Source organism: Micromonospora sediminicola, from assembly GCF_900089585.1.
GTDB lineage: Bacteria > Actinomycetota > Actinomycetes > Mycobacteriales > Micromonosporaceae > Micromonospora > Micromonospora sediminicola.
In genome coordinates, this window is record NZ_FLRH01000003.1 from 3,501,047 (window position 1) to 3,521,853 (window position 20,807).

The 20,807-nt window shown below is 74.3% G+C and carries 21 protein-coding genes and 1 riboswitch; of the genes, 12 read left to right on the forward strand and 9 right to left on the reverse strand.

Annotated elements, in window-relative coordinates; all coding sequences use genetic code 11:
• Positions 1-59: 59 nt before the first annotated feature.
• A complete protein-coding gene (locus GA0070622_RS16675) occupies positions 60-728 on the forward strand; it encodes a TetR/AcrR family transcriptional regulator (protein ID WP_091574153.1) in 669 nt (222 codons plus the stop codon).
• A 635-nt stretch (positions 729-1,363) separates the two neighbouring features.
• On the opposite strand, the gene GA0070622_RS16680 is transcribed toward GA0070622_RS16675, so the two are convergent.
• Genes GA0070622_RS16680 through GA0070622_RS16695 form a run of 4 tightly spaced genes read right to left on the reverse strand, consistent with a single transcriptional unit; the run spans position 1,364 to position 5,338 of the window.
• Positions 1,364-2,089, reverse strand: coding sequence for an SGNH/GDSL hydrolase family protein (locus tag GA0070622_RS16680; protein ID WP_091574154.1), 726 nt, complete (start codon positions 2,087-2,089; stop codon positions 1,364-1,366).
• 41 nt (positions 2,090-2,130) lie between these two features.
• Positions 2,131-2,520, reverse strand: a complete 390-nt coding sequence (locus GA0070622_RS16685; protein ID WP_091574155.1) for an MmcQ/YjbR family DNA-binding protein — start codon at positions 2,518-2,520, stop codon at positions 2,131-2,133.
• A gap of 35 nt (positions 2,521-2,555) precedes the next feature.
• The gene (locus GA0070622_RS16690; protein WP_091574156.1) at positions 2,556-3,779 is read right to left on the reverse strand and encodes an MFS transporter; all 1,224 of its coding nucleotides are present in this window, start codon (positions 3,777-3,779) and stop codon (positions 2,556-2,558) included.
• Complete coding sequence (locus tag GA0070622_RS16695; protein ID WP_091574157.1) at positions 3,776-5,338, reverse strand: class I adenylate-forming enzyme family protein; 1,563 nt, start codon at positions 5,336-5,338, stop codon at positions 3,776-3,778. The genes GA0070622_RS16690 and GA0070622_RS16695 overlap by 4 nt, the downstream gene beginning before the upstream one ends.
• Positions 5,339-5,647: 309 nt before the next feature.
• Between GA0070622_RS16695 and GA0070622_RS16700 the strand changes: the two genes are divergently transcribed.
• The 7 genes from GA0070622_RS16700 (at position 5,648) to araB (ending at position 13,704) form a co-directional block, all read left to right on the forward strand.
• Entirely contained in the window at positions 5,648-6,931 is a 1,284-nt protein-coding gene (locus GA0070622_RS16700) for an SGNH/GDSL hydrolase family protein (protein ID WP_176710552.1), read from the forward strand.
• A 67-nt stretch (positions 6,932-6,998) separates the two neighbouring features.
• Positions 6,999-8,222, forward strand: a complete 1,224-nt coding sequence (locus GA0070622_RS16705) for a cytochrome P450 (protein WP_091574159.1) — start codon at positions 6,999-7,001, stop codon at positions 8,220-8,222.
• Positions 8,219-9,217, forward strand: coding sequence for an alpha/beta hydrolase (locus GA0070622_RS16710; protein ID WP_091574160.1), 999 nt, complete (start codon positions 8,219-8,221; stop codon positions 9,215-9,217). The genes GA0070622_RS16705 and GA0070622_RS16710 overlap by 4 nt, the downstream gene beginning before the upstream one ends.
• A complete protein-coding gene (locus GA0070622_RS16715) occupies positions 9,210-10,355 on the forward strand; it encodes an alpha-hydroxy acid oxidase (protein ID WP_245666368.1) in 1,146 nt (381 codons plus the stop codon). The genes GA0070622_RS16710 and GA0070622_RS16715 overlap by 8 nt, the downstream gene beginning before the upstream one ends.
• Before the next feature lies 1 nt (position 10,356).
• Positions 10,357-11,670 (forward strand): aminotransferase-like domain-containing protein, encoded by a 1,314-nt coding sequence (locus GA0070622_RS16720; protein WP_091574161.1) that lies wholly within the window; start codon positions 10,357-10,359, stop codon positions 11,668-11,670.
• A 69-nt stretch (positions 11,671-11,739) separates the two neighbouring features.
• Positions 11,740-11,991, forward strand: coding sequence for a hypothetical protein (locus GA0070622_RS16725; protein ID WP_091574162.1), 252 nt, complete (start codon positions 11,740-11,742; stop codon positions 11,989-11,991).
• A gap of 39 nt (positions 11,992-12,030) precedes the next feature.
• Positions 12,031-13,704 carry a ribulokinase gene (araB, locus tag GA0070622_RS16730; protein ID WP_091574163.1) on the forward strand — a complete coding sequence of 558 codons (1,674 nt, stop codon included), beginning with the start codon at positions 12,031-12,033 and terminating at the stop codon, positions 13,702-13,704.
• 45 nt (positions 13,705-13,749) lie between these two features.
• Here the strand turns inward: araB and GA0070622_RS16735 are convergent, their stop codons facing one another.
• On the reverse strand, positions 13,750-15,186 hold the full coding sequence (locus tag GA0070622_RS16735) for a glycine hydroxymethyltransferase (RefSeq protein ID WP_091574164.1): 1,437 nt from the start codon (positions 15,184-15,186) through the stop codon (positions 13,750-13,752).
• 18 nt (positions 15,187-15,204) lie between these two features.
• Positions 15,205-15,294, reverse strand: a riboswitch (ZMP/ZTP riboswitch).
• A gap of 117 nt (positions 15,295-15,411) precedes the next feature.
• Between GA0070622_RS16735 and GA0070622_RS16740 the strand changes: the two genes are divergently transcribed.
• Entirely contained in the window at positions 15,412-16,218 is an 807-nt protein-coding gene (locus tag GA0070622_RS16740; protein ID WP_091574165.1) for an SDR family NAD(P)-dependent oxidoreductase, read from the forward strand.
• A gap of 67 nt (positions 16,219-16,285) precedes the next feature.
• Here the strand turns inward: GA0070622_RS16740 and GA0070622_RS16745 are convergent, their stop codons facing one another.
• The 3 genes from GA0070622_RS16745 to GA0070622_RS16755 all read right to left on the reverse strand — a co-directional run bounded on the left by GA0070622_RS16745 (position 16,286) and on the right by GA0070622_RS16755 (position 18,433).
• On the reverse strand, positions 16,286-16,786 hold the full coding sequence (locus GA0070622_RS16745) for a hemerythrin domain-containing protein (RefSeq protein WP_091574166.1): 501 nt from the start codon (positions 16,784-16,786) through the stop codon (positions 16,286-16,288).
• A gap of 68 nt (positions 16,787-16,854) precedes the next feature.
• Complete coding sequence (locus tag GA0070622_RS16750; protein ID WP_091574167.1) at positions 16,855-17,718, reverse strand: NAD(P)H-hydrate dehydratase; 864 nt, start codon at positions 17,716-17,718, stop codon at positions 16,855-16,857.
• Positions 17,702-18,433, reverse strand: a complete 732-nt coding sequence (locus GA0070622_RS16755) for a histidine phosphatase family protein (protein WP_091574168.1) — start codon at positions 18,431-18,433, stop codon at positions 17,702-17,704. The genes GA0070622_RS16750 and GA0070622_RS16755 overlap by 17 nt, the downstream gene beginning before the upstream one ends.
• A gap of 124 nt (positions 18,434-18,557) precedes the next feature.
• Between GA0070622_RS16755 and GA0070622_RS16760 the strand changes: the two genes are divergently transcribed.
• From GA0070622_RS16760 to GA0070622_RS16770, 3 genes are all read left to right on the forward strand, one after another.
• A complete protein-coding gene (locus GA0070622_RS16760; protein WP_091577528.1) occupies positions 18,558-18,788 on the forward strand; it encodes a hypothetical protein in 231 nt (76 codons plus the stop codon).
• 131 nt (positions 18,789-18,919) lie between these two features.
• Entirely contained in the window at positions 18,920-19,249 is a 330-nt protein-coding gene (locus GA0070622_RS16765) for a hypothetical protein (RefSeq protein WP_091574169.1), read from the forward strand.
• Positions 19,250-19,284: 35 nt separating this feature from the next.
• The gene (locus GA0070622_RS16770; RefSeq protein WP_091574170.1) at positions 19,285-20,268 is read left to right on the forward strand and encodes a DNA polymerase domain-containing protein; all 984 of its coding nucleotides are present in this window, start codon (positions 19,285-19,287) and stop codon (positions 20,266-20,268) included.
• A gap of 4 nt (positions 20,269-20,272) precedes the next feature.
• Here the strand turns inward: GA0070622_RS16770 and GA0070622_RS16775 are convergent, their stop codons facing one another.
• Entirely contained in the window at positions 20,273-20,779 is a 507-nt protein-coding gene (locus GA0070622_RS16775; RefSeq protein WP_091577530.1) for an Lrp/AsnC family transcriptional regulator, read from the reverse strand.
• Between the last annotated feature and the right edge of the window lie 28 nt (positions 20,780-20,807).

Genomic DNA, 20,807 nt, shown 5'->3' on the forward strand with positions numbered 1-20,807 from the left:
GACTGTCCCCTCTCCGACCCCTCAAACTGCGAACGACGTTTGCAGTTTACAGTGGGAGGGTGAGCGACGCATCCACCGGAGGGTCGATCTGGGCCCGGCCCCGGCGCGGCACCCGCGGCCCGACCCCGACGCACGGCCGGGACGAGATCGCCGCCGCCGCGGTCGCGCTGGCCGACGCCGACGGGCTGGGCGCCGTGTCGATGCGGGCGGTGGCCGGCGCGCTCGGCATGGCCGCCGGCTCGCTCTACCGGCACCTGTCCTCCCGCGACGACCTGCTGGACCTGATGGTCGATCGGTGCGTGGGAGAGTTGCGGCCGTACCCGACCGACGACGGGAGCTGGACCGACCAGTTCCTCCTGCTGGCCCGCCGCCAACTCGCGCTGCACCGTCGCCACCCGTGGCTGCCGGACGCGCTCTCCCGACGGGCGGTGCCCGGGCCGAACACGCTCGCCTACTTCGACGTCTGTCTGCGCATCCTGGCGCCGGTCCCGGCCGGCGTCGCCGCGAAGTTCGAGGCGATCGCCATGGTCACCGGCGTGGTCTCGCTCTTCGCCCGCAGCGCGGCGGCCACCGGCACGGTGACGTTCGACCACGTCGACCTGGCGGACCACCCGCACCTGGCGGCGGCGTTCGCCGCCCCCTCGCCGGCCCCGCCGCCCGGGGACGACCTGTTCGCCCGCACGCTGCGCGCGCTGCTCACCGGCCTCCTGACCGCCGACCGGCCCTGAGGTGCCCTGCCCCGGCCACCGATGGGCGGTTCCCGGTGTGCCCGACCGTGCCTGGGCCGTGTCCGGCGTCGGTGGTGGTGTTCGGGTGGGGCGGTGTGATGTGTCTTCGACTGTCTTTCGAGGGGGCGGTTCCTGGTGTCCGGCCGCGCCTGGTCGTGTCCGGTCTCGGTGGTGGTGTTCGGGTGGGGCGGTGTGATGTGTCTTCGACTGTCTTTCGAGAGGGCGGTTCCTGGTGTCCGGCCGCGCCTGGTCGTGTCCGGTCTTCGTGGTGGCGTTCGCGTCGGGCAGCGCGATGCGTTTCCGCTGCCTTTCGAGCTGATATCAGAAACGACTCAGAGCGTGCCGGCCACGGGCGGATCCCGGCGACGGCGTCGGTGAGTCGTTGGTGATATCAGCTCGAAAGGCACTCGCAGGCGATCAGTCTCCGCCACAGGCTCCGGGAGTCGTCCAGCCCTGTCGGGCCCGGCGTGTGTGCTCGCGCGAACCCGGCCGTGCCGGAGTCGCCGGCCCGACCGAGCAGCGAGCCGCACGCCTGAGCCGCGCCGCGAGCCGCACGCCTGAGCCGCTCACGTTCGGACCGGACCGGCGCGCAGAGCCGCGCCACGGACGGCGTCGGGCCGGGCCGGTGTGGCCGGCTATGTGGCGGGGGTCGGTCCGTGCCGGAGATCGTCGCCGGCGGGTGGCCGGGAGGTCTCGCGGGTGGCGAGGACGCGCAGCGTCTCGGCGGTCGCGATCGCGTCGCTGCGAGCGCTGCCGTGCCGGCCGTCGCCGCTGTAGAGCGACGGGTCCGCGACCAGCGGATGGTCGGTCAGGTGCACGTGCAATGTGCCGAGGCGCTGCGCCACCACCCGGGTGTGCGTGGACAGCCGGCGCATCCGCTCGCCCAGGCCGGCCCGCAGCGCGTCCGGCACGGCCGGGCTGTGCGACACGTCGAACATGCCCACCGTGATCACGTCCGCCCCGGCGTCGCGCAACGCGGTGACCATCGCGGACAGCTCGGCGTCGACCGCGTCCGGGTCGTACCCGGGCCGGAACGCGTCGTTGCCGCCGCACACCACCAGCGCCAGGTCCGGGCCGAAGGCCAGCGCGTCGGTCAGTTGGGTGGCCCGTACCTCGTGCGCGCGCAGCCCACGCCGACCCAGGTTCAGGTATGCCAGATCGGGCCGCACCCCGCGTAGCTCGGCCGCGATCCGGTCGGCCCACTGGACGTCCGGGTAGCCGTCGACCGGCTCGCAGAGCCCTTCCGCGACGCTGTCGCCCAGCACCACGAACCGGTGCCACGGATGCCCGCGCAACAGCTCGCCGGCCTCACCGGGGCGCAGGCACCACGGGTCCGTCGCCTCGGTCAGCGTCGATGGCATGCCCGGCAGGCTAGCCGAGCCGACGCGCCGGAGGAAGACCGTCAGGCGCCGGCCCGGTGCGCGGCGGCGAGCCGCTTCGGGGCGCGGGCATACCACGCCTCGGTGAGCAGCTCGGTCAGCTCGACCGCCCCGATCCGGTCGAGCCGCACCAGCACCGCCGGATAGCCGTCGAGGTGGGGCACGGTGAAGTAGACCGCCGGGTCGTCGGCGAGCAGCGCCTCCTTGGCGCCCAGGTCGGGCACCCGGGCGGCGAGGATCGGCCCGTCGGGGGCGGCGTCGCCGAGCGCGTCGAGGTCGGCGCGGCGCAGCGGCCGTTCCCAGGCGAACATCTTGTCGCGCACCCGCCAGGCCGGCAGGTCGTCGTAGGACCCGCGCTCGGTGGTCTCGGGCAGGGCCAGCGCGACCCGCCGGACGTCGTCCCAGCTCGCCATGGGCCGACCCTACGCCCACCCACCGACACCGCCGGTCAGGCCGGCGTGGCCGCGACCGGCTCCGACGCCGGGCGGTCGGTCGACGAGCGGGTGAACAGCAGCGGCACCACGGTGAGCACCAGGCAGGCCACCGCCATCACCAGCAGCGCCCGGTGCAGCCCGAGCACCGCCACCGACCAGCCGCCGAGCAACGCGCCCACCGGAAGGCCGAGAAAGGCCACCGAGCCGGAGATGCCCAGCACCCGGGTCTGCAACGTCTCCGGCACCCGCTGGTAGAGCGCCGCGCCGAGCAGCGGGTTCACCGCCGCGATCCCGATGCCGGACAGGAACGTCACCACCAGCACCACGACCAGGTCGTCGCTGAGCGCCAGGGCGAGCAGCCGGGGCGTGCCGCTGAGCGCCAGCCCCAGCGCGAACACGGCCTGCCCCGGCAACCGCGTGCCGAGCACGGTGAACAGCAGGTTGCCCAGCAGCGCGCCGGCGGAGAACACACCCAGCAGCAGCCCGAACCCGGCCGGGTCGCCGAGCACCTCGCTCACCCAGAGCGGAATCCAGACCGCGACGCTGGCGTTGGCGAACATGTTGGACGCCGACACCACGATCAGCATGGTCAGCAGCGTCCGGTCGGTGCGCAGGTACGCGAAGCCGCCGCGCAGCGCCCGCAGGTAACGCTCCCGGGGCGCCGGGTGCGCCGGCGCCTGCGGCCGGACCAGGAGCCCGATCAGCAGCGCGCACACCGCGAACGTGGCCGCGTCGATCCAGATCGCCCGGGTCAGCCCCACCCAGTCGATGAGCAGACCGCCCAGCACCGCGCCGAACAGCGTCATCCCCCGGGCCAGCCCGTCGTAGGCGGAGGTGAGCCGGATCAGCGGCACCCCGGCCCGCTCCGCGGCCGGTTTGAACAGCACGTGCTTGACCCGGTCGCCGATGCCGCGCAGCCCGCCCGCGACGGCCACCAGCACCAGCAGCGTGCCGAACCCCAGCCAGGGCGCCAACGCCACCACCGCCATCGCGGCGGCGCTCGCGGCGTCCACGACGACGGAGGTACGGCGTACCCCGAACCGGTCCGCCCACGGGGTGGCCAGCGCGCTGGAGAGCATGTACGGCAGCGTCTCCGCGGCCGCGACCAGGCCCATCCGGGTCGGGCTGCCGGTGGTCTCCAGCACCAGCCAGGGGATGGCGACCACCGAGATCCGGGTGCCGAGGTTGGACAGCAGGTCGGCGCCGACCAGGGTGTACAACTCCCGGCGCGGGTTCACGCCGAGGTCCCCACCGCGTCGGTGTCGGCCGGGTGCGCGGCGGCGTACCAGGCCCGCAACGCCCGTTTGTCGACCTTCGCGGACCGGTTCAGCGGCAGTGCGTCGACGAACTCCACCGCGCCCGGCGCCCACGTCCCGCTCAGTTCCCGGGTCACCAACGCGATCAGCTCGTCGCCGGTGACGGTCGCGTCCGGCGCGGGCACCACGTACGCGTGGGGCAGTTCCCCGGCCACCGGGTCCGGCACGCCGATCACCGCGGCGGCGCGGACCTCGGGGTGGCCGGCGAGCACGTCCTCGATCGGGCGGGAGTAGATCGGCCAGCTGCGCTGCCGGGTGAGGATCCGGTCCTGCAGCCGGTCGACCAGGTAGAGGAACCCGTCGGCGTCGAGGTGGCCGATGTCGCGGGTGCGCACCCAGCCGTCGACGAGCGACTCGGCGGTCAGCTCGGGCTGCCCGTGGTAGCCGGCGAAGCTGAGCTTCGTGCGCACCCACACCTCGCCGTCGACGTCGGCCGGCAGCACCCGCCCGTCGGCGTCGCGGATCTGCACCGTCACGTCCCCGTACGGCCGGCCGCAGGACCGCAGCCGCTCCGGATGCTCCGGGTCCTCGGTGAGCCCCGGCAGCGCGCAGATGACCACCGCCTCGCTGAGGCCGTAGACGATCCGCAGGCACGGGCCGAACCGGGCGATCGCCTGACGCAGCCGGGCCGGCGCGGCCGGCCCGGCACCCACGTTGAACATGAACATCGCGGAGAAGTCGGCGCCCGGCAGGTCGGGGTGGTCGAGCACCTCGTAGAGCATCGGCGGGGTGACGAACGTGGAGGTGAGCCGCTCGGCGTCCACGGTGGCGACGAACGCGGCCGGGTCCCACCGCTCGCGCAGGAACAGCACCCCGCCGGTGAACAGGTTGAACAACGTGGTGATCTGGCCGCTGGCCAGCCACATCGGCGAGTGCGACAGGTGTCGCAGCAGCGGGAACCCGGCGCCCCGGAAGTCGGCGGCCAGCGCGAGCACCTGCCGGTAGAAACTCTCCCGGTGGTGCACCAGCTTCGGCGTGCCGGTGGTGCCGCTGGTCTGCAGGAACGACTCCGGCGCGGGCACGTCGGCCGGCGGCGGCGCCGCCGGCTCCGCGCCGCCGGCGGTCAGGTCCGGCCCGGCGCCGCCCGGCCCGAGGCAGAGCACCGGTACGCCGGCCAGGCCCGCGGCGAGTTGCCCGCCCAGCGGGTCGCGCGGGTCGTGCACGAAGACCTCCGGTTCGGCCAGCGCGACGAACTCGTCGATCTCGCGGCGGGAGGTGACCGGGGCGATCCACATGCTGCGGCAGCCGAGCAGGTGCAGCGCGAGTTGCAGCAGCGGCCCCTCGAGCGTGTTGCCGAGCATCACCAGCACCGCCGCGCCCGGCCGTACGCCGTGCCGGCGCAGCGCGGCGGCCAGGGCGCGCACCTCGGCGGCGACCTGGGTGTAGGTCAGCCGGCGGTCACCCGCGACCAGCGCCTCCCGGTCACCGAATCCGGCGAACAGGTCCAGCGCCTCGTGCACGTAGTTCGGGCGGTCGGTCATGGCAGCCCCCATCGTGGTCCGCGAACGGCGTCCGGGCAGGTCGGAGCCGGGATACGACGGCAGGTGCCAGGGTCGGCGACCGCACCGCCGCCGGTTCCGAGCCTAGGCAGCGACGGTCCACCGCGGACAGAGCCGATCGGCGTCGCCTCACGTCCCCCGGGCATTTGATCAGGTCGATCAGGTTGATTGACGCTCGTCATCGCAGACGGCTAGTTTCCCGTCCATCGACCGGGCGGTGGCGCCGACCGCGCCACGCCCGGGGCTGCCGACCATGGAGGATCGATGCCGACCCCGAAGAGATGGCACGTCATAGCTTCCGCCGCAACGCTGCTGCTCGCCGGTACCCCGGCGGTCACCGCGAGCGCCGGTCCCACCGACACCGACCGCGCCGGGCACGGGCGCGCGGAGTGGGCCGGGAGCTGGGCCGCGGCGGTGACCCGCGGGAACACCGTGGGGCTGACCAACACCGGCCTGAACGACCAGAGCATCCGGATGACCGTGCAGACCACGGTGGGCGGTCCCCGGCTGCGGGTCCGGCTCACCAACCTCTACGGCGAGCAGGCGGTGAAGGTGGGCCACGCGACGATCGCCCGGCCGAACACCGCCACCACCGACGACCTGTCCGACGTCGACCCGGCCAGCGTCCGCGAGCTGCGGTTCTCCGGCGGCACGTCGGCGACCATCAACAAGGGCGCGGAACTGCTCAGCGACCCGCTGCCCTATCCGGTGGCCGAGCAGGAGGACCTGGTGGTCACCCTGTACTTCCCGGTGCTCACCGGCCCGGTCACGTTCCACGGCCAGTCCCGGGTCACCAACTTCATCGGCGCGACCGACCTGACCACGACCCCGGGCGGCGCCGGATTCACCATCAAGCCCAACTGCTGCTGGATGTTCCTCTCCGGCATCGACGTCGAGCGGCGGGCCACCCCGGGCTCGGTGGTGGTGCTCGGCGACTCCATCGGCGACGGCAACGGCAGTACGGTCAACGCCGACCAGCGGTGGCCGGACCTGCTCGCCGAGCGCCTGATCGACGCCCGCCCGGAGGTCCGCACCCCGGGTGTGCTCAACCTCAGCCTGGCCGGCAACCGGCTCAACCACGAGGGCACCGAGCCCGGCGCGGGCGGCTTCCCCGGCTACTACGAGCTGGGCCCGAACGCGTTGGCCCGGCTCAACGAGGACGTGTTCCCGCAGACCGGGGTGCGCACCGTCATCACCCACCTGGGCATCAACGACATCTGGATGAGCGGCGACAGCGCGGAGGCGATCATCGCCTCGCTGCGGCAGCTCAACCAGCAGGTCAAGGCCCGCGGCCTGACCAGCCTGGTCGGCACGATCACGCCGTACGAGGGCAACGGCGGGCCGGGGGTGTGGACCGAGGAGAAGGACGCCACCCGCAACGCGGTCAACGCCTGGCTGCGTGGTGCCGGGCGGGCCGAGTTCGACGGCGTGCTCGACTTCGACGCCGTGCTGCGGGACCCGGCGCGGCCGAGCCGGCTGCTGCCGGCGTACGACGCCGGGGACCACATCCACCCGAACGACGCGGGCGCGCGGGCGATGGCGAACGCCGTCCCGTTGCGGCTGCTCGGGCTGTGACACCGGGCGGGGGCGGCGTCGGCACGGCGGCCGCCCCCGCCGCCTTTCCTGGGGAGGAACGACCGCCGTGGACGTCAGCGAGATCCTCACCGGCCTGTACAGCGAGCAGGGCCGGCAGAACCCCTATCCCTTCTACGCGGCCCTGCACGCGCACGGGCCGATCAACCACATTCCCGTCCGGGCCGAGCACAGCACCGTGACCGCCGTCGCCGGCGGCTACGACGTGGTGGACCGGATCCTGCGCGATCCCGGCTGGTACAAGGGCCTCCCGCCGGGCTGGGAGGAGCAGGAGATCCTGCGCACCTTCCTCACCTCGATGATGTTCGTCAACCCGCCGGACCACACCCGGATGCGGGGCGTCTTCGCGAAGACCTTCACGCCGCGTCGGCTCGGCGCGCTGGAGCCGGTGGTGGTGCGGATCGTGGAGGAGCGGCTGGACCGGATGGCCGAGGCCGGCGGGCACGGCGCGGAGGTCGACTTCGTCGCCGACTTCGCGTACCCGGTCCCGGCCCTGGTGATGGCCGAGTTCGTCGGCCTGCCGGCGGCGGACCTGGCCTGGTACCGGCAGCGGGTCGACTGGATCGACGAGTACATGGACGTCTCCGGCAAGACGCCGGAGCGGCTGGCCCGGGCCAACCAGGCCGCCGAGGAGCTGCGGGTCTACTACCGGGACCTGATCGCCCACCGGCGCCGCTCACCCGCCACCGACCTGATCAGCGGGCTGGTCGAGGTGCTCGACGCGGGCGACGTCGACCTCACCGAGGACGAGCTGATCAGCAACCTGATCGTGCTGTTCAACGCCAGCTTCGTCACCACCGTCTACATGTTCAGCAACGGGCTGCCGCTGCTGCTGGACCACCCCGAGGTGACCGCCGCGCTGCCCGGCGACGACGCGCTGGCCCGCGGCTGCGTGGACGAGGTGCTGCGGATGGAGAGTCCGGTGCACTTCCTGGCCCGCTCCGCGCCCGCCGACGCCGACGTGGACGGCGTCCCGGTCGCGCGCGACGACAACGTGCTGCTGCTGATCGCCGCCGCCAACCGCGACCCGGCCCGGTTCCCCGACCCGGACCGCTTCGATCCGCGCCGCGACGGCCCGCCGTCGCTGGCGTTCGGCGTCGGACTGCACTTCTGCCTCGGCTCGGCGGTGTCCCGGCTGGAGGGACGGATCGCGCTGCCCCGGCTGTTCGCCCGGTTCCCCCGCCTCGCCGTCACCCAGCCCTACACCTACAGCGGGAGTCTCTTCCTGCGCGGCATCGACAAGCTCTTCGTCACCACCGGGGAGGCCGGATGACGCTCGACCCGCAGGTCCTCGCGTGGCGGGCCGCGCGCGCCGCCACCGGCGCCGCGCCGCTCTACACCCAGACCCTCGCCGAGGCCCGCGCCGCCGACCTCGCCGCGATCCGCGCCGGCTCCGGCGCGGTCGAGCCCGTCGCCGAGGTACGCGACACGCAGGTGCCCGGCCCGGGCGGGCCGCTGCCGGTGCGGATCCACCGGCCGCCCGGCGACGGCCCGCTGCCCACGCTGGTCTGGTTCTTCGGCGGTGGCTGGACGCTCGGCAGCGTGGACACCGCCGACGGGATCTGCCGCCGCCTGGTCAACCTGGCCGGCTGCCAGACCGTGACCGTCGGCTACCGGCTCGCCCCGGAACACCCGTTCCCGGCCGCGGTGGAGGACTGCCACGCCGGGCTGCGCCACGTCGCCGCGCGGGCCGACGAGTTCCGCGTCGACCCGGACCGCCTCGCGGTCGGCGGCGACAGCGCCGGCGGCAACCTGGCCGCCGCGGTGACGCTGCTGGCCCGCGCCGACGGTGGTCCCCGGCTCGCCGCCCAGGTGCTGGTCTACCCGAACACCGACCAACGCCCCGGCGAGCGCCCGACCGACGACGAGGACCCGCTGCTGTTCAACCGGCACTCGGTGCGGTGGTACCGGGACCACTACCTCGCCGACCCCGGCGACGCGGCCCACCCGCTCGCCTCGCCGCTGCTCGCCGAGAACCTGTCCGGACTGCCCCCGGCGCTCGTGGTCACCGCCGGGCACGATCCGCTGCGCGCCGAGGGCCGGCGGTACGCCGAGCGGCTGCGGGAGGCCGGCGTGCCCACCGAGACGGCCGACTACCCGGGCATGGTGCACGGCTTCTTCGTCATGCCGGGCGTGTTCGACGCCGGTCGCGAGGCCCAGGAACGGGCCGCCGCGTTCCTGCGCGAGCGGTTCGGCCCCGACCCGGCCGCTCCGCCGGCGGGCGGGACGTCGGCCGGGAGCGCGGCGGGGGTGGGCGCCCATGGCTGAGGCGCCCGGCGCGGCGACGGGCGGGGCGCCCCGGGTGGCCGACCCGGCGCCGGGGTTCGTGCCGCCGGTCAGCCTGGCCGACTTCGCCGCGTTGGCCCGGTCGGCGCTGCCGGCCGACGTGTGGGACTTCGTCGACGGCGGCAGCGGCACCGAGACCGCGCTGGCCGCGAACCGGGCCGCGCTGGACCGGGTGGCGGTGCTGCCCCGGATGCTGGCCGGCGTGGACGACCCGTCCACCGGGGCGGCGCTGCCGGGCGGCCCGGCCGCGCTGCCGGTGGCGGTCGCGCCGATGGCGTACCAGCGGTTGCTGCACCCCGACGGCGAGCCGGCGCTCGCGGCGGCGGCCGGCGCGGCCGGCGTGCCCTACGTGGCCAGCACGCTGTCCAGCACGCCGATCGAGGAGATCGCCGCCACCGGCGCGACGGTCTGGTTCCAGCTCTACTGGCTGCGCGACCGGGGTCTGGTCGCCGATCTGCTGGACCGGGCGGCGGCCGCCGGCTGCGCCGCGCTGATGGTGACCGTGGACGTGCCGGTGCTCGGCCGCCGGCTGCGCGACGCCCGCAACGGCTTCGCGCTGCCGCCGCACGTCACCGCCGCCAACCTGCCCGGCGACCGGGACGACCTGGCCCACCAGGGCACTCCCGGCGTGTCCGCGGTGCAGGCGCACACCGGCGCGGTCTTCGCCCCGGCGCTGGGCTGGGCCGACCTGGCCTGGCTGCGGGCGCGTACCCCGGTGCCGTTGCTGGTCAAGGGCATCCTGGACGCGCGCGACGCGGTCCGCGCGGCGGACGCCGGCGTGGACGCGGTGGTGGTCTCCAACCACGGCGGCCGGCAGCTCGACGCCGCCCCGGCCACCGCCACCGTGCTGCCGGAGGTCGTCGACGCGGTGGCGGAGCGGTGCGCGGTGATGCTGGACAGCGGCATCCGCAGCGGCACCGACGTGCTGCGGGCGCTCGCCCTCGGCGCCACCGGTGTGCTGGTCGGCCGGCCGCTGCTCTGGGCGCTCGCCGCCGGCGGCCGGGCCGGCGCCGAGGCCGCCCTGGCGCTGCTCGCCGCCGAGCTGCGCGACGCCCTCATCCTCAGCGGCTGCCCGGACCCGGTCGCGGCCCGGCGGCTGCGCACCCGGATCGGAGGCTGACGTGGAGCCGGTGGACCTGGCCGTCACGACGCTGCACGGCAGCGTCGACGACCCCGCGCTGAACTCGATGAACTTCCTCAACGAGGTGGCGCAGCACTACCCGGAGGCGGTGTCACTGGCAGCCGGCCGGCCCTACGAGGAGTTCTTCGACTCGGCGCTGCTGCACGCGCACCTGGACCGGTTCCGCCGGCACCTCGCCGACGACCTCGGGCTGGACCGGGCGCAGGTCGACCGCACGCTGTTGCAGTACGGGCGGACCAAGGGGATCGTGCACCACCTGATCGCCCGACACCTGGCCGTGGACGAGCGGATGACCGTCGACCCGGAGACGATCGTGGTGACGGTCGGCTGCCAGGAGGCCATGTTCCTGGTGCTGCGCGCGCTGCGGGCCGACCCGGCCGACGTGCTGTTCGCGGTCGCACCCACGTACGTCGGGCTCACCGGCGCGGCCCGCCTGGTCGACCTGCCGGTGCGCCCGGTGGCCGGCGGGCCGGACGGGGTGGACCTGGCCGACCTGCGCGCCGGGGTGCGCCGGGCCCGCGCCGAAGGGCTGCGGCCCCGGGCCTGCTACGTGATGCCGGACTTCGCCAACCCGTCCGGGGTCAGCATGGACACCGCGCACCGCCGCCGGCTGCTGGACCTGGCCGCCGCCGAGGACCTGCTGCTGATCGAGGACAACCCGTACGGCCTGTTTCCGGCGGCCGGCACGGACCGGCGGCCGACGCTCAAGGCGCTGGACACCGCGCGGCGGGTGGTCTACCTCGGCTCGTTCGCCAAGACCGTGCTGCCCGGCGCGCGCGTCGGCTACGTGGTCGCCGACCAGCGGGTGGGTGGCTCCGACGGCACGGTCGGCCCGCTCGCCGACCAGCTCGCGAAGATCAAGAGCATGGTCACGGTGAACACCTCGCCGATCAGCCAGGCGGTGATCGGGGGCGCGCTGCTGGCGCACGACTGCTCGCTGGTGGCCGCGAACGTGCGGGAGCGGGCCGCGTACGCCCGCAACCTGGGTCACCTGGTCGACGGCCTGGCGCGGCGCTTCCCGGCCGGCGGGCCGGTGCGCTGGACCGTGCCGGCCGGCGGCTTCTTCGTGGTGGTCACCGTGCCGTTCCCGGTGGACGACGCGCTGCTGCACCGCTCGGCCCGCGAGTACGGCCTGCTCTGGACGCCGATGGCGCACTTCTACGACGCCGGCACGCCGGTGCGCGCGCTGCGCCTGTCGGTGAGCGCGGTCACGCCGGCGCAGATCGACCTGGGCCTGGACCGGCTCGCCGCGCTGGTCGGCGACGTGACGGCCGGCGTGGGCGCACCGGCGTGACGGCGCACTGTCGCCGTTCCGGCACCACCCGTGTTCCCCGGGACGGTGCGGTCCGTTGATAATGGACGGATGGTTGCCTGGGAGTACGCGTTGCTGGTCCGTCGCTATCAGGGGCAGGGCCGCAATTTCCACGTCACGTTCGTCTGGTACGGCCCGGACGGCTCGCGCTCCGACGTGACCGCGTACGGCGACACCGCGATCGCCCACCTCAACCGGGTCGGCCGCGAGGGCTGGGAGCTGGTCTCCGCCGCCGAGGACGTGAACAACGTGCAGGGCAGCACCGAGGTGCACCGCTACCACCTCAAGCGCCCGCTGCGCTGACCCGATAGCGTCTCCCCGCCGGCAGGGGAGGGGACAGCCATGGGTCGGTTCGTGGTCGGGGTGGACCTGGGCACGCTCTCCGGGCGGGCCGTCGTGGTCGACGTGGTCGACGGCGCCGAGCGGGGCAGCGCGGTGCACACCTACCGGCACGGGGTGCTGACCGAGCGGCTCCCCGGCGGGCCGGCGCTGCCGCCCGGCTGGGCGCTGCAGGACCCGGCCGACCACGTGGAGGTGCTGCGGACCGCCGTGCCCGCCGCCGTCCGCGCCGCCGGGATCGACCCGGCCGAGGTGGTCGGCGTCGGGGTGGACGCCACCTCGTGCACGGTGCTGCCCACCCTGGCCGACGGCACCCCGCTCGCCGAGCTGCCCGACCTGCGGGACCGGCCGCACGCCTGGCCGAAGCTCTGGAAGCACCACGCCGCCCAGCGGCAGGCCGAGCGGATCACCGCCCTGGCCGGGGCGCGCGGCGAGGGCTGGCTGACCCGCTACGGCGGCCGGGTGTCCGCCGAGTGGCAGCTGGCCAAGGCGCTGGAGGCGCTGGAGGAGGACCCGGCCGTGTTCCACCGGGCCCAACACTGGGTGGAGACGGCGGACTGGCTGGTCCGGCGGTTGTGCGGGCGGGCCACCCGCAACGCCTCCGCCGCCGGGTTCAAGGGACTGCGGCAGGACGGCCGCGACCCGGACGCCGGCTTCCTCGCCGCGCTGCACCCGGAGCTGCCCGACCTGCTGGCGAAGCTGGACCACGGCCCGCTGCTGCCGCCGGCCGCCCGCGCGGGCCTGCTGACCGAGGAGGCGGCCGGCTGGACCGGCCTGCCCGCCGGCGTCCCGGTCGCGGCCGGGGCCATCGACGCGCACGTGACCGCGGCGGCGGCCCGGACGGTCGCGCCGGGCCGGATGCTCGCCGTCCTCGGCACCAGTACCTGCCTGATCCTGAACGCGGAGCACCGGCACGAGGTGCCCGGCGTCTGCGGGGTGGTCGCGGACGGGGTGACCGCCGGCCACTGGGGGTACGAGGCCGGGCAGAGCGGGGTCGGCGACATCTTCGCCTGGTACGTCGAGCGCGGGCTGCCCGCCGCGTACGCCGAGGAGGCCGCCCGGCGCGGCCTGTCGCCGCAGGACCTGCTGGACGCGCTCGCCGCCGACCAGCCGGTCGGCGGGCACGGGCTGCTGGCGCTGGACTGGCACAGCGGCAACCGTTCGGTGCTGATGGACCACGAGCTGAGCGGCGTGCTGGTCGGGCTCACGCTGGCCACCCGGCCGGAGGACATCTGGCGGGCGTTGCTGGAGGCGACCGCGTTCGGCGCCCGCACCGTGCTCGAGGCGTTCGGGTCCGCCGGGCTGGCCGTGGACGAGCTGACCGTGGCCGGTGGTCTCACCGCGAACCGGTTGCTGCTGCGCGTCTACGCCGACGTGCTGCGCCGCCCGCTGCACGTGCTGGCCACCGCGCACCCGGCCGCGCTGGGCGCGGCGATCCACGCGGCGGTCGCCGCCGGCGTGTACCCGGACGTGGAGCGCGCCTCGGCGGCCATGGGCGCTGCCCACCGCGAGACGGTCCAGCCGGACCCGGCCCGCGCCGACGCCTACGACGACCTGTACGCCGACTACCGCGCCCTGCACGACCACTTCGGCCGGGGCGGCACCGACCTCCTGCACCGCCTCCACGCCCGCCGCGCCCCCCGTCCCGCCCCGGCCGACCCGTCCTCCCCGGGGTGACCAGGGAGTTCGGGTCGGCGGCGGCGGTGGCTGGTCGGGTCGAGGTCAGGCCAGGTCGACGGTGGGGTAGAGGGGGAAGGGGGTGAGCAGGTCGGCGGCCTGCTTGCCGACCTGCTCGGCGACCGCCGGGTCGAGGACGTACTTCGCCTTCGACGCGGCGCCGTCCGGGCCGGTGCCGGCCGTGGTCTGGCTGAGCACGGTGTGGATCAGCTCGGCGGTGGCGTCCATCTCGGTGGTGCCGAGCCCCCGGGTGGTCAGCGCCGGGGTGCCGATCCGGATGCCGGAGGTGTACCAGGCGCCGTTCGGGTCCTGCGGCACCGCGTTGCGGTTGGTCACGATGCCGGAGTCGAGCAGCGCCTGCTCGGCCTGCCGCCCGGTCAGCCCGTAGTTGGACACGTCGATGAGCACCAGGTGGTTGTCGGTGCCGCCGGTGACCAGCGTCGCGCCCCGGCGCAGCAGCCCGTCGGCGAGGGCCTGGGCGTTGTCGACGATCCGCTGGGCGTAGTCGGCGAAGTCGGGGCGCCGGGCCTCGGCCAGCGCGACCGCCTTGGCGGCCATCACGTGCGGCAGCGGGCCGCCGAGCACCATCGGGCAGCCCCGGTCGACCTGGTCGGCCAGCTCCGGACCGCAGAGCACCATGCCGCCGCGCGGGCCGCGCAGCGACTTGTGCGTGGTGGTGGTGACGATGTGCGCGTGCGGCACCGGGTCGAAGTCGCCGGTGAAGACCTTGCCGGCGACCAGCCCGGCGAAGTGCGCCATGTCCACCATGAAGGTGGCGCCGACCGAGTCGGCGATCTCCCGCATGATCCGGAAGTTGACCTTCCGGGGGTACGCCGAGTAGCCGGCGACCAGGATCAGCGGCCGGAACTCGCGGGCCGCCTCGGCCACCCGGTCGTAGTCGATCAGCCCGGTCGCCGGGTCGGTGCCGTAGCTGCGCTGGTCGAACATCTTGCCGGAGATGTTCGGCCGGAAACCGTGGGTGAGGTGGCCGCCGGCGTCCAGCGACATGCCGAGCATCCGCTGGTCGCCCAGCTCCCGGCGCAGCGCGAACCAGTCCGCCTCGGTGAGGTCGTTGACGTGACGGGCCTGGGCCCTCTTCAGCGCGGGGGACTCGACCCGGTCGGCCAGGATCGCCCAGAAGGCGACCAGGTTGGCGTCGATGCCGGAGTGCGGCTGCACGTACGCGTGGGTGGCGCCGAACAGCTCCCGGGCGTGCTCGGCGGCGAGCGCCTCGACGGTGTCCACGTTCTGGCAGCCGGCGTAGAAGCGCCGACCGACGGTGCCCTCGGCGTACTTGTCGCTGAACCAGTTGCCCATGGTCAGCAGGGTCGCGGGGGAGGCGTAGTTCTCGCTGGCGATGAGCTTCAGCGACTCGCGTTGGTCGGCCAGCTCCGCGCCGATGGCGTCGGCCACCCGCGGCTCGACGGCGCGGATCACCTCCAGCGCGCTGCGGAAGGCGGTGGACTCGGCGTTGGGCGACATGCGACCTCCTGGTGACGTGCGGAAGGCCCAGGCGCTCGGCATGCGTCCTCATGACGAGGCCGCTCCCCGATGGTGCTCCATCTCCGCGCGCCAGTCACGGCCCGCGCCGATCCTACCGGGTGGGCCCGCGCCGGACCTGCGGGGTTGGGCCGCCCCTCGTGGGGCACATCCGGTGCGGGGCCGGTCCGCGACGGCGGGTCGCCCCGCCGGAGAGGAGGCACGAGCATGACCACACCGACCACCGGGCGGCCGCTCGCCGTGGTGACCGGCGCGTCCAGCGGCATCGGGTACGAGTTGGCCGTCCAGTTCGTCGAGCACGGGTACGACGTGGTGGTCGCCGCCGAGGACGCGGCGATCGAGACTACGGCCCGCGACCTGCGGCGCGACGGCGGCCCGGAGGTGCATCCGGTCCGGGCGGACCTGGCCACGCCGGAGGGGGTGGAGCAGCTGGCCGGGGCGGTGACCGGGCAGGGGCGTCCGGTCGACGCGCTGGCGCTGAACGCCGGGCGGGGCGCGGGCGGGGACTTCGTCGGCGGCACCGACCTGGCCGACGAGCTGACCGTGATCGACCTGAACGTGCGCTCGACCGTGCACCTGGCCAAGCTGCTCCTGCCGGACATGGTGCGCCGGGGCGCCGGGCGGGTGCTGTTCACCTCGTCCATCGCGGCCACCATGCCGGGGGCGTACCAGGCGGTCTACAACGCCTCGAAGTCGTTCGTGCAGTCCTTCGCCGAGGGGGTGCGCAACGAGCTGAAGGACAGCGGCGTCACGGTGACGTCGTTGATGCCGGGCCCGACCGACACGCAGTTCTTCGACCGGGCCGACATGGAGGACACCCGGGTCGGCCAGGGGAAGAAGGACGACCCCCGGAAGGTGGCCGAGGATGCGTTCGAGGCCCTGATGAAGGGGGAGCACAAGGTGGCCGCCGGGTCGCTGGTGAACAAGGTCCAGGTGGCGGCCGGCAAGATCGTCCCGGACCGGTTGAAGGCCGAGCAGCACCGGAAGATGGCCGAGCCCGGCTCGGGCGACTGAGCGATCGGATGCAAGGAAGGGTCCCTTATTAACGCCAGGCGTTAATAAGGGACCCTTCCTTGCATTCTCAGGCGACCACGGCGTCCCGCGACTTCTTCAGCGCCTTCGGCTCGGTCGGCGTCGTCGGGGCCTTCGGCCGCAGGTCGAGCATCCGCTGGCCGATCTCCTGGAGCTGGTTACGCCCGAGCGCCTCCCGGACCTTCGGGAACCACTCCTGCTCCTCCTCCTCGACGTGGTGCAGCACGTTCTCGATCAGCACCGTCGTCTTCGCCACGTACCGTTCGTCGTCGGCGTCCATGGTGAACAGCTCGAAGCAGAGCACGTCCGCGACGTGGTGCTCCTCGTACGACTCGAGGATGTCGTCCTCGACGTCCGGCACCAGCTTGCGGACCTCGGGGTACATCACCTCGTTCTCCAGGTAGGTGTGCACCGTCAGGGCTTCGAGGATCTGCGTGACGATCTTCCCGCGCGCGCTCGCCGGGCCGTCCTCGGCGTCCTGGAACGCCTTGAACAGGCGGCGGATCTCCTTGTGGTCCTCCTTGAGCAGGACGATCGCGTCGGTGGACACCGGTGCCTCCTAGGGTCGACTGATGTCGGCCCCCCTACCCCCGACCGGATCGGCACAAACCGCGCGGATCACACCGTGGCCAGCGTGTACGGGATCTCGTCGAGCAGCTCGCGGGCGAGGAAACCGATCCGGCCGTAGCGGGGGACCAGCCGCTGCCCGCTGACCGCGTGCGCGAACGCGGCCCAGCAGGCGGCCTGCGCCGGGTCGGCGCCCCGGGAGAGCAGCCCGGCCAGCAGGCCGGCGCGCACGTCGCCGCTGCCGGAGGTGCCCAGCCCGGCGTCCCCGCTCTCCTCCCGCCAGGCCCGGCCGTCCGGGGTGGCGATGTGGCCGTAGAGCGAGACCACCGCGTCGTAGCGGCCGGCCAGCTCGATCGCCTCGGCGTCCAGGTCGTCGCCGGGGTCGCGGTCGAGCAGGTGACGGGCCTCGGTGAGGTTGGGGGTCAGCACCACCCTGCGGCCCGAGCCGACCAGCAGGTCCGGCTCGTGGCTGAGCGCGCCGAGCGCGTACGCGTCGAGCACCAGCGCGGTCTCCGGGCCGGCCGCGTCGAGGACCAGACGCAGCAGCTCCGTGGTGGTGTCGATGTCGTTCAGCCCGGGGCCGACCGCCACCACGTCCGCGTCGGCGACCAGCCCGCCGAGCAGGTCGCCGGGATCGCCCCGGACCGCGCCGTCGCGGTTCTCCGGCAGGCCGACCACCAACGCCTCGGGCACCTGGATGCTGAGCGCGGCGGCGGTGGACTCGGCGGCGGCGAGTTGCAGCACGCCGGCGCCGGCGCGCAGCGCGGCCACGCCGGCCAGCAGCACCGCCCCGGGCGTGAACCGGGAGCCGCCGACGACCAGCACCGTGCCCCGTGCCTCCTTGCCGCCGGTCGGTACGGGCAGCGCCCAGTCCCGCAGCAGCGCGGGGGTGATCACGTCAGACCGGCTCGGCATGGACCTCGTCCTCCCTGGTGGGTTGCGCCCCCTGCCGGTGCAGGTGGGTGACGTCGTTGAACAGCTCCGGCGTGAGGCGGCCGGACTCGTCGGCGCGCCAGCCGGTGACCGAGCAGTTGGCGATCACGTGGTCACGGGTGAGCGCCATCAACTCCTCCTCGGTGAGCCCTTCCACCAGGTAGCGCAGCAGGAACACCAACGCGTCGTGGCCGAACAGCAGCACCCGTCCGCCCTCGTGGTCGCGGCGCAGGTCGCCCAGCAGGGCCCGCAGCCGCAGCGCCACGTCGGTCCAGGACTCGCCGCCCGGCGGGCGGTAGTAGAACTTGCCGAGCCGGGCGCGTCGCTCGGCCTCCTCGGGGTGGCGCCGGCGCACGCCGTGGCCGGTCAACCCGTCGAGGATGCCCAGCTCCCGGTCGCGCAGCCGTTCGTCGCGGCTCATCGGCACGCCGGTCCCGGCCAGGGCCAGCTCGGCGGTGCGCACCGCCCGCAGGTACGGCGACACCACCGCCACGTCCGGCCGGCGCCCCTCGGGCAGGCCGGCCAGCCACCGGCCGGTCGCCCGGGCCTGCTCCTCGCCGGTCGACGACAGCGGCACGTCCGCGTCCCGGTGGGTGAGGTCGATCAGCTCGGCGCCGGACGTCTCGGCCGCGGTGGCCGCCACGTTCGCCGTGCTCTCGCCGTGCCGGACGATCCAGAGCGATGCCAACTCCGCCATGCGGCCTCCGGTACCCGGGGTCCGGGACGGGTAACCGTGCCGGTCGCCACCGTGCGTGAACGGGGCGGGAAGGGGTAAGCGGCCGGTTCCGGAAGTCGACACAGGGAGGTGTGCCGTGGCGACCATGGTCCGTGAGCCGATGAGCCCGGTGAAGGACAAGAACTACGACCTGATCCACGCGCTGCAGATGTCACTCCAGCACATCTGGCAACTGGAGACGTACATCGCGGACGCGGAGGACCGGGGCGACTCCGAGCTCGCCACCTGGTTCCGCAAGATCCAGGAGAACAACCGCAAGGCCGGCGACCAGGGCAAGAAGCTGCTGGCCGAGCGCCTGCAGCGGGAGAACGGCTGACCGTCTTCCCGATCGGCCGGGTGGGTGCGCCCACCCGGCCGACGCGTGCCCGGGCGAGGGACAGCGCGGCACGCATCGATCCGGCAGGATGTCCGGCAGGCCGGGGCGGTCCCGGTCGCCGGGGGGCTGGCATGTCGACGGTGGTCCGGGGTCTGCGCGAGGCGCTGGTGCTCTTCGTGATCGCGGCGGTGGTGATCGCGGTGGCGGTCGGCGTCTGGGTCGCGGTCGCCGGTGGCGACTTCACCGATCGGCTCGGCTTCTCGTTCATGCTGGTCGGCCTGCTCATCGGAATGACCGGCGACCTGACGCTGAGCCGGATCGGCATGCTGGACGCGCGGTCCGCGTTCGGCCTCGCCCCCGAGCGCGACGACGCCGGCGGCGGGCGGGTCCTGACCGGGGTCGGCGTCTTCCTCTTCGTCTCGGTGCCGCTGATCGTGGTCGGGGCCCTGCTGATCACCTGACGAGATGCCCGCGTGCGGCCGGTCCACGTCGTACGGTGTGGGGCGTGGCGACCACGGCGGCCGAGGAACTCCGGGTGGGGGAGCGGCTGGTCCGCGTCTCCAGCCCCGACAAGCCCTACTTTCCCGAGCGCGGGCTGACCAAGCTGGACGTCGTGCGCTACTTCCTGGCCGTCGGTGACGGCATCCTGCGCGCGCTGCGGGACCGGCCGACCATGCTGGAACGCTGGCCGCGCGGGGTGTTCGAGGGCGCGAAGGTGGCCACCCGGCAGACGAACAAGGGCGACGCGTTCTACCAGAAGCGGCTGCCGGCGGGCGCGCCCGACTGGGTGCGCACCGCGCACATCACGTTCCCCAGCGGCCGGACCGCCGACGAGGTGGCCCCGAGCGAGCTGGCCGTGGTGATCTGGGCGGCCAACCTGGGCACGCTGCGGTTCCACCCCTGGCCGGTGTCGAAGGCCGACGTCGAGCGCCCCGACCAGCTGCGCATCGACCTCGACCCGATGCCGGGGGTGGACTTCGCGCAGGTGGTGCCGGTGGCCCACGAGGTGCGGGCGTTCCTCGCCGAGCTGGGCATGGAGGGCTTCCCGAAGACCACCGGCGGTCGTGGCATCCACGTCTACCTGTCGATCGAGCCGCGCTGGAGCTTCGGGGAGTGCCGGCGGGCGGTGCTGGCGCTCGGCCGGGAGATGCAGCGCCGGCTGCCCGACCTGGTCACCACCACCTGGTGGCGGGACCAACGCGACCGGCCGGTCTTCGTCGACTACAACCAGATGGCCCGCGACCACACCATGACCTCGGCGTACTCGATCCGGCCGACGCCGCGGGCGCTGGTCTCGGCGCCGCTGGACTGGGCCGAGCTGGACGACGCCCGCCCGGAGGACTTCGACGTGGTGAGCATGCCGGCCCGGTTCGCCGAGCGGGGCGACCCGCACGCCGGCCTGGACACACGGCGATATTCCCTGGAACGCCTGCTGGAGCTGGCCGATCGCGAGGGCCTGGAGTCCCCGCCGGAGCGTTGAGCGCTCAGGCCCAGGGGCTCAGCGTGCCGTCGAACTCCTCGAAGACCAGCCAGGTGCGAGTGGAGAGCACCCCGGCGATGCTCTGCACCCGGTCCAGCACCACGTCGCGCAGCGTGGCGTTGTCCGGCGCGCGCACCAGTGCCAGCACGTCGTGCTCACCGCTGAGCAGCGCCGCGTGCTCGATGTAACGCACCTGGGCCAGCTCGGCGGAGACCTCCCGCCAGGTGTTCTGCTCGATGGTCAACGCGATGTAGGCCGACGTGCCCAGGCCGGCCGGCTCCGGGGCGACCCGCGCGGTGAAGCCGGTGAGCACGCCGTCGCGCAGCAGCCGCTCCACCCGGGCGTACGCGTTGGTGCGCGAGACGTGCACCCGTTCGGCGAGCGTCCGGATGGACAGCCGGGCGTCGGCGACCAGCTCCCGCAGGATCCGCCGGTCGACCTCGTCGAGCGGCCCGACCGAACGTCCCGTTCCGCCCGCCCCGCCCGGTGTGGTGCCGGTCTCCTGGCTCACCCCGCCCACCTCCCCGCGCCATTCGTCC